Origin of the sequence: Pseudopedobacter sp., from assembly GCF_040392825.1 — a bacterium.
Taxonomy (GTDB): Bacteria; Bacteroidota; Bacteroidia; order Sphingobacteriales; family Sphingobacteriaceae; genus Pseudopedobacter.
Map to the genome: position 1 here is coordinate 1 of NZ_JBEBVH010000197.1, position 7,774 is coordinate 7,774.

Genomic DNA, 7,774 nt, shown 5'->3' on the forward strand with positions numbered 1-7,774 from the left:
AGCATCTATAAAAATAGTGATATTGCTTTTTAAATGTATAGGACCAGTCAGATACTTTCCAGCAGGAAAATAAACCGTTCCGCCACCAACTTTCACCGCAGCATCAATGGCTTTTTTTATAGCGTCTGTTGCCAGCCTGGTACTGTCATTTTTGGCTCCGTATTTAGTAACGTTAAAATATTGCTGCGCAAAAGTACTTGTGCTAAAAAAGAGCGCGATCAGTAATAAAAGAGACTTAAGTTTAGATACCTTCATAAGATTAAGGTTAGATTTTATATTCGATATTATATTTTAAAAAACTCCCGCTATTTCGGCTAATTGAAAAAAGTGGAGCAGTTTGTAAACTATTGATGTAACAGATCCCTCGACTGCGCTCGGGATGACAACTAACTAACTAACTAACTAACTAACTAACTAACTAACTAACTTGCCGAAGGCACCCCTTCGGGGAACTAACTACAATTTCACCCTCAACGGTTTAATAGAGGACTTTTTCGCTACCAACTTACCGTCCACAAACACCTTAAAGCCCTTTCCCTGTTGATAATGCTTACCCGTCTTATCCCAAAGGATTTTAACCTGTTTACCCTGATAAGTCAGATTATCTAAACAGAAATAATCCCATTTACCGTCCGGAATAAGCGGATCAATATCAAAAGCAGCATCTAAACGCGGTTTGAATCCTATTAAATCCTGAATCACATGATCCATAAATGCCGAATGATTGTAAAATTTACTACGAGGGTGATCGCCTTTTAACCACTCACCGTTACTTTCATCCTGATATTCGCCTATATATGGTTTACCATACATTTGTTGAGACCATGCATATTTATGCAATTCATTATAAAATACATTCTTATCTACCTTCGCATGGTGCTTGTAATTTGTTAACAAATTCGCCAGACCCCTTAAAGTTTGTGTTGTAGCAAAGGGCCAGATTGCACCATCCCACTCACAACCATGACCAGATCCTCTTGTTCTAAAAGTTGGCTCTCTTCGTTCTGCGGTGGTCAATCCCCATTTTGCTTTAAAACCAGCAGTGTCCAAAAGCTGATTCCAGGCTTGTGCATATTCTTTTTGATCTAAAGGTAAATTGAAATACCAGGGTACAAAACCTATAGCCTCTCTGGCTTCATGTAACTGATTTGTCTTTGCTAACTTTGTTTTAAAGAACTGCTCGTCCTTATCCCAAAGCTCGTTAATAGTCAGCTTTCTGATCTCTTCTGCTTTAGCCTGATATTTGGCTTTCAAAGCCTGATCGCCTAAAATATCAGCAAACGTACTTAAAGCAACAGCATTGGCATACATATAGGCGTTAATAGTTGGACGCATATTTTTGTCAACCCGAGAGCCTGAAACAGATTCCTCCATTCCATCCTTCACATCATGTTGCCAAAATAGACCATTGGCCAGTTTTCTATCTTGCTCCCACTTTTGGAAATCTTTGTCCAGATCTGCAATAATGCTTTTAATATATTCCTTATCCGGATTTACTTTGTAATAAGCCAAAAGTGCATCGTCCAGCCAGCTCGAAAACTGATGAAATCTTGGCTTTTTTTCTCCGACATCGGCTTTGTATAACCAGAAGTTCACATATTCCTTTAAGAAATCGTTGTTTTTAATCCAACGACCTTCATATAGGTGATGTCCCAACGCACAGCTGATAGCATTGTATTTCGCCGCATGTTTTACAGGTTCTATAAATTCGGTGACAATAGTGCCTTCCGGAGTGTCCTTAATATGCTTCCGATAAGACCACCAACGGAAATAGTATTTCTCCTCAATTTCTTTATCAGGACAGTCCAGCAAAGGAACATTTGCCGCCATCCAGTCTGCCGATTGTGCATTGGATATTTTATTGATAACTGCTTCGTTATCATTGGCATTGAATTCCTTCACATAGTTTCTTAGTTTTTTATCCAGTAAATCGCTTTGTGCAAATACGGACAGCTGAGAAACACACAGCGTACAAGCTAAAATATATTTTGATAAACCCATTTTTTTAATGTTTAATAAGTCAGAAGACCGGTGTCCGAAGCTATCGACTGTCCAAAACGTTCTTTTCCTTATCTTTAAAATCTTTATACCTGATACTAACTACTTAATACTTCTACCGACTTCGGACCTCCGACCTCAATCTTCCTACAATTTAACATCTGTTGGCTCATACTCTCCAAACAGCCAATCAATATCCTTACTACTACCATCTAACGCTGCATCGTAGATTTTAATATTCTGATTTCCATCAACAAAACCTAAAACCAAAGCCTTCCCTTTTGCTAGTGTTAAGGTATTTTTCCCAGCCGGAAAAGTATAAGCATGTACATTAACATTTGGCATCCCTTTCAGAATTACTGCCTTGGAAATTTTGCTTTCTGCCTGTCCATAGTTATTTGCACTGGCATCGATCTCTAAAACAGGTGCAGGAGAATATGCCAGTGATTTTTCTGTAAAAAATCCGACTAAAACAGTTACTGGTTTTGTATTGCTGAACTCCAGTTTAGTCCCATTTTTTTGCTGTTCTGACGTATTTAAAGCAATTCCTTTTAAACCTTTTAATTCTGGAGCCAGCGCTTCTATTTTTTCGTCCTTATCTGAAAACGGCTTTGCATTCTGTTGTACGATATAAGTTTGATAGTTACCCAACAATTTTACATTGGCATTGTCATAAGCTTTGACTGTAGCCGCCTTTGTATTTTTTGTATTTTTCAAAGAATCAATATTATGCTTAAAGTTAGCTAATTCCACGTTAAATACAGGTAAGACCTCTTTCCAGTGGATAAATGTTTTATCTACTCCCCTCATCGGAATTTTCCGCTGTTTGGTCTGCATACTGTTTGCATACAAATAAGTATGCTCAGTCAAAGAAGTCAGATTTTTATAATGTGCTACGCTGCTTTCCAACAGAGGCAAGGCTTTTTCCAGATCAGCAACATCATTCGAATATTTAAATCTCAATACCTGGATAGCTGCTTTCACCTTATCAGAATAATGCTGAGCCATTGCCAAATGGATATACATATCGTTTTTAATACGATTAAATTCTTCCTGATTTTTGGTTACATAAGGCGCTACCTTTTCAATTGCTGCAACGGCCTTTTTTCCATGTGCAACAATTTCCTCTGCGATTTGCATTGGAGTTTCACCCACATGTTTCTCACCTTTCCATTCCTTCTCAGCATAATCGATAATCATCTCCCCTTCGGGCGCTTCTGATTCATACATCAAAGTAAACAAGCCATAACGGAACGGATTGATAAATTGGGTCATCAACATTCCTAAAGTCGAAGTCTGGCGATTTCCATCAGTAATGCCGAATCTTCTCAAAATCTTCGGTGAGATTTCTCCCGCCTGATCATAAGCTTCTACAAAATATTTATTAGCATCTGCATTTGTTCCAAATTTATCCGAAAGCTCCTGAGACCAGAAGTTAAAATCCTCTGCAGAGTTCCTATCTGCTTTCCAGGCATATCTTGCCCAGGCCTTGTACCACATCCAATCTCTGTCTATCTGCATCAAACGTTTAGGGGCTTTATCTGCAGTATAGGGCCAGTCCCAGTAAGATGCTTGCGGATACAGATGCAGACCATTTGCTTCCAAAACATGGTGCATTCCTTTAACAGATCTTTGTATAAAGTCCGGAGAGCTGTATCTGAATGGTTCCAGATTAGCCATGATGTGTACATTTTCTATATGTACTGTTCCAATTCTGCTCAAGGTACGATGCAAATCTGCCCATTTACCTCTGGGTTCAGGAACCGTTAAAGCCTCACCATTAAATTTAGCCATGGTATACAAGTTCTTGTATAATGGTAAAGCGACTTTCATTACTGCAGGTGCGTCGGTGTCATGAGCTCTTAATACAATTGGCGGTTCGGTTTGGGTTCCCAAAGCTTTTAAACCATTTTTCACCCCGGGAATAATGGTTTTTGTAAACCAATCAATATCATCCTGCCCAACTCCTTCCATCGCTTCACCCAACGTAATCAATAATCCTACATTTGGATATTTTTCTACAAAAGCAGCGATAGATTTTTGGGTATAATCAGCTATTAAAGGAATTATTGGACGGTTTCTATCCTGAGTCTTCAAGCCATGCTTTTCTGCAAAAGGTTTAGGGATCAGGATATTGTAGAACATCTGGATAACCCAGATTCCACGTTTGTCCGCTTCCGCAGTCAGAAATTTAAAAACTTCTTCATTTTTCCTGAATGTAGCTTCATCAACTTCTAAAGCATAAGGATAATCTTTCAGTTTTACCAATGACGAAAATGGATGCCCGTTCCACAAATACAAAGAATTGTATCTGTTCTCCACCAACATATCCAAATAATCTATCCAATGCTGTTTATCATAAAACCATGGAAAAGATTCCGGAGTGTACGGATATTCATAAACATCCCTGCCTGGCAAATATTCAGGTTTTTGAATACCAATTGCTGTTCCTCTCAATACCATTTCCGGAGCATCGTATAAATTGAAAGATGCCGGAATTTGTTTAGCTGCTTTTATCTTATCAGCGAATTCCAAGCATGCATATAAGGCCCCGGAAGCATCTGCTCCTAATAGTAAGCTATTATTTTTACCGAATGAAGCTATTGCAAAGCTCTCTTTTGCTGTAGGATATTTTTCTATTTGAATCTGCTTTTTTATAGTAGAAGATAAAGTAGCTTGTGTTGCTACCACTATATTTTTTTGCTTAGCGCTGATTTTATTATTGGAAGCCAGACTTGCTTCGATACCAACACCTTTTAATGCAGCAATTATTTTTTCAGCACCAAAAAGTATTCTGGGTTCTTTGGATTCTACAATGATATTGACTTTATTATCGTCTTTAGCAAATGAAAGATTTATGCTAAAAAGTGACAATAAAAACGGAACTAACAAATAGCTAAGGATACGCATCTTTCTAATAGTTTCAAGTTATTCTTAGATTATCACCCATTTACAAAAGGTAATAATCTAAAATAACCCAAAGCTAATATTTTGACACGCTTAAATGTTATAAGAAGTTTTCTAAGGATTATACGATGTTGCCGTTGGCATTATAAAACTACGCAATCTTATTTCTCACTTTATATCCTATCAAAGCAAAATACAGAATGATTAAATAACAAACAAACGGAATAACATAACCTATTTGAATGTTATCATGATTCAAATCAATCACAGTTCCCATAATATAAGGCAAAATTGCACCACCAACGATAGACATAATCAACCAGGACGAGCCGGCTTTAGTTTCTTCACCTAAATCTGTAATACCCAAAGCAAAAATTGTAGGGAACATAATAGACATAAAGAACCCTAATCCGCCTAAAGCGTAAATCACGATTACACCTTCACCAGTAATAGCAATTATACTTAATAAAGCTGCGCAGACAGCAAAAATGGCCAATAATACATTTGGTTTAAATATTCTCATCAGGAAAGTTCCAACAAATCTGCCTCCCATAAATAACAATCCATAAACACCTAGCCAATAGCCTGCAGTTTTTTCATCAAAATTTGCTCCTTGTTGTGCCATTCTGATAAAGAAACTGGTTACACAAACCTGAGCTCCCACATAAAAGAACTGAGATACTACAGCCCAGCTTAAATGTTTATGCTTTAAGGCGGCCCACAAACTTTTTTTCTCACCCTGGCTATCGTCTTCTACTTTTACCTCAGGGAATTTGATAAAATAGAATAACAAAGCAACTACCAATAAAAATGTGCCCAATATGATATAAGGCATCTTTACTGAACTAGCCTCAAAATTTAGATAAGCCAATCTATCTACTTCTGACATAGCAGCCAATTCCGCTGCCGTATGCTCTTGCCCCGAAAGAATAAATAATGCACCTACAATAGGGGCTACCATCGCAGCTAAACCATTAAAAGATGCTGCCAGATTCAATCTGAAAGTTGATGTCTCTTTTGGTCCCAAAACCGCCGCATACGGATTAGCAGCTGTTTCCAATAAAGTTAAACCACAGCCTATAATAAACAAGGCTACCAAAAATAACTCATAAGCTCTTGTATTTGCAGCAGGAACAAACAAGAAAGCACCTGCAGAAAATATCAATAAACCTAATAGCAAACTGTTTTTATACCCCCATTTTTTCAAAATCATACCTGCTGGCAAAGCCATTAGGAAATAAGCCATAAAAACTGCAGTGTCTATCAAAGTAGATTGGCGGTTATTTAGCTGACATGCTTTTTTTAAATGCGGAATAAGAATGGAATCCAGATTATGAGCCATTCCCCATAGGAAAAACAAAGTTGTTACTAAAATAAACGGTATTAAGTATTTAGTCTTCGAAGCTGTTCCTGTTTCGTTCACTAGAGATGAATTCTGAGATTCTGAGATAATTGACATAAGTTAAATAATTGGGATACCAAATATATTAAACAAAAGTATCTGAAGAGCCTATTTTTTTATTATCTGATATTTACATTCTATTATAGCATATTAGCTTAGGAAAATAAAAAAGTGTCGATCTATCTTATTCTCTCCTAAACTCGTCACCACATACTTTACATTTGTAAACGGTTTTATAATAAATCGGAAATACCATAAACAGGAATGAAACAATTGCAGAGAGTATACCTTTTGTACCTTTCATTGATTTATATCCAGTATATAAATCTGTAGAATCACAATTTGGACATTTGATAATTTGGTCGTTATCATCTACGGATTTTAAACTATCAATCTGGTCTATAATAGTATTTACATGCTCAACATCAACTTCTCTAACCTTCAATTTAATTCCCCCAAGAGTAACATTATATAATGGATTTAATGAAACCATATTGTCATCGAAAATAAAACAAACTATTCCTTCACTTTCAAGTCTTGATTTCAGTATATGAGCTTCAATTGCATTATCAAACACTTTTACTGTTATTAATTCCATATTTTATCTGGGTTTGATTATACGTCACTTAACTAAAATAAAAAATCTGCTTGTAATAATATAAAACTGAATGTTATAAACTGAAAAAGCTTCCCGGAAAATCGAGAAGCTTTTAAATGATGTGGAGAATACCGGGATCGAACCGGTCACCTCTTGCCTGCCAGGCAAGCGCTCTAGCCAGATGAGCTAATTCCCCATTGCGTGGCGCAAATATTATAATTTTTTTGATTAACTCAAATAATTAATTATCAATTGTGCAGTTTTTTCTGAAGCTCCCGGTTTTCCCATTTTTATCATTAATTCCTCATAATCGGCAAACATTCTTTCCCTTCCGCTACCAGACAATATCCTCTCCAATTCTTCTGATAACTTTTCGGTATTACAATTCCCCTGAATAAGCTCCTTTACAATCTCTCTATTCACAACAAGGTTTACCAAAGAAATAAAACCAATCTTAATTAACAGTTTTGCTATTCCAATGGTTATAGCATTACCTTTGTAAACTACTATTTGGGGTACATTAAAAAGTGCCGTTTCCAATGTTGCTGTTCCCGATGTTACTATGGCAGTATGAGCATTGCTTAAAAGATCATATGTTTGCCCAAAAACTACAGGGATATTTTTCCCCTGCATATAGGCTTCATAATCTGCCCTTGAAAAATTTGGTGCTCCTGCAATAACAAATTGATATTCCGGAAATTTATCTGCTACAGAAATCATTGTTGGTAACAAATAGTTTAATTCCTGTTTCCGACTTCCTGGTAAGAGCGCTATTATTTTCTTTCCTTCGAGCTGATGTTCATTTCTAAAATTCGGGTTTGCTTTAAATTCATGAATAGCATCTAACAGGGGGTTGCCTACATAATCAA

The 7,774-nt window shown here is 36.7% G+C and carries 6 protein-coding genes and 1 tRNA gene; all 7 read right to left on the bottom strand.

The window, feature by feature from the left end:
- Positions 1 to 255 (bottom strand): glycosyl hydrolase family 28-related protein (locus ABWO41_RS13270; RefSeq protein ID WP_353138813.1); only part of this gene is annotated, 255 nt, incomplete at its 3' end.
- A gap of 201 nt (positions 256 to 456) precedes the next feature.
- Positions 457 to 2,001, bottom strand: coding sequence for an MGH1-like glycoside hydrolase domain-containing protein (locus ABWO41_RS13275; protein ID WP_353138816.1), 1,545 nt, complete (start codon positions 1,999 to 2,001; stop codon positions 457 to 459).
- Positions 2,002 to 2,145: 144 nt separating this feature from the next.
- Positions 2,146 to 4,908: an alpha-d-galacturonidase gene (locus tag ABWO41_RS13280; RefSeq protein ID WP_353138819.1), complete on the bottom strand. Its 2,763-nt coding sequence runs from the start codon at positions 4,906 to 4,908 to the stop codon at positions 2,146 to 2,148.
- A gap of 148 nt (positions 4,909 to 5,056) precedes the next feature.
- Complete coding sequence (fucP, locus tag ABWO41_RS13285; protein WP_353138822.1) at positions 5,057 to 6,364, bottom strand: L-fucose:H+ symporter permease; 1,308 nt, start codon at positions 6,362 to 6,364, stop codon at positions 5,057 to 5,059.
- 127 nt (positions 6,365 to 6,491) lie between these two features.
- Entirely contained in the window at positions 6,492 to 6,905 is a 414-nt protein-coding gene (locus ABWO41_RS13290; RefSeq protein ID WP_353138825.1) for a putative signal transducing protein, read from the bottom strand.
- A 122-nt stretch (positions 6,906 to 7,027) separates the two neighbouring features.
- Positions 7,028 to 7,101, bottom strand: a tRNA-Ala gene (locus ABWO41_RS13295).
- Positions 7,102 to 7,133: 32 nt separating this feature from the next.
- Positions 7,134 to 7,774 (bottom strand): lipid-A-disaccharide synthase (locus ABWO41_RS13300; protein ID WP_502945652.1); only part of this gene is annotated, 641 nt, incomplete at its 5' end.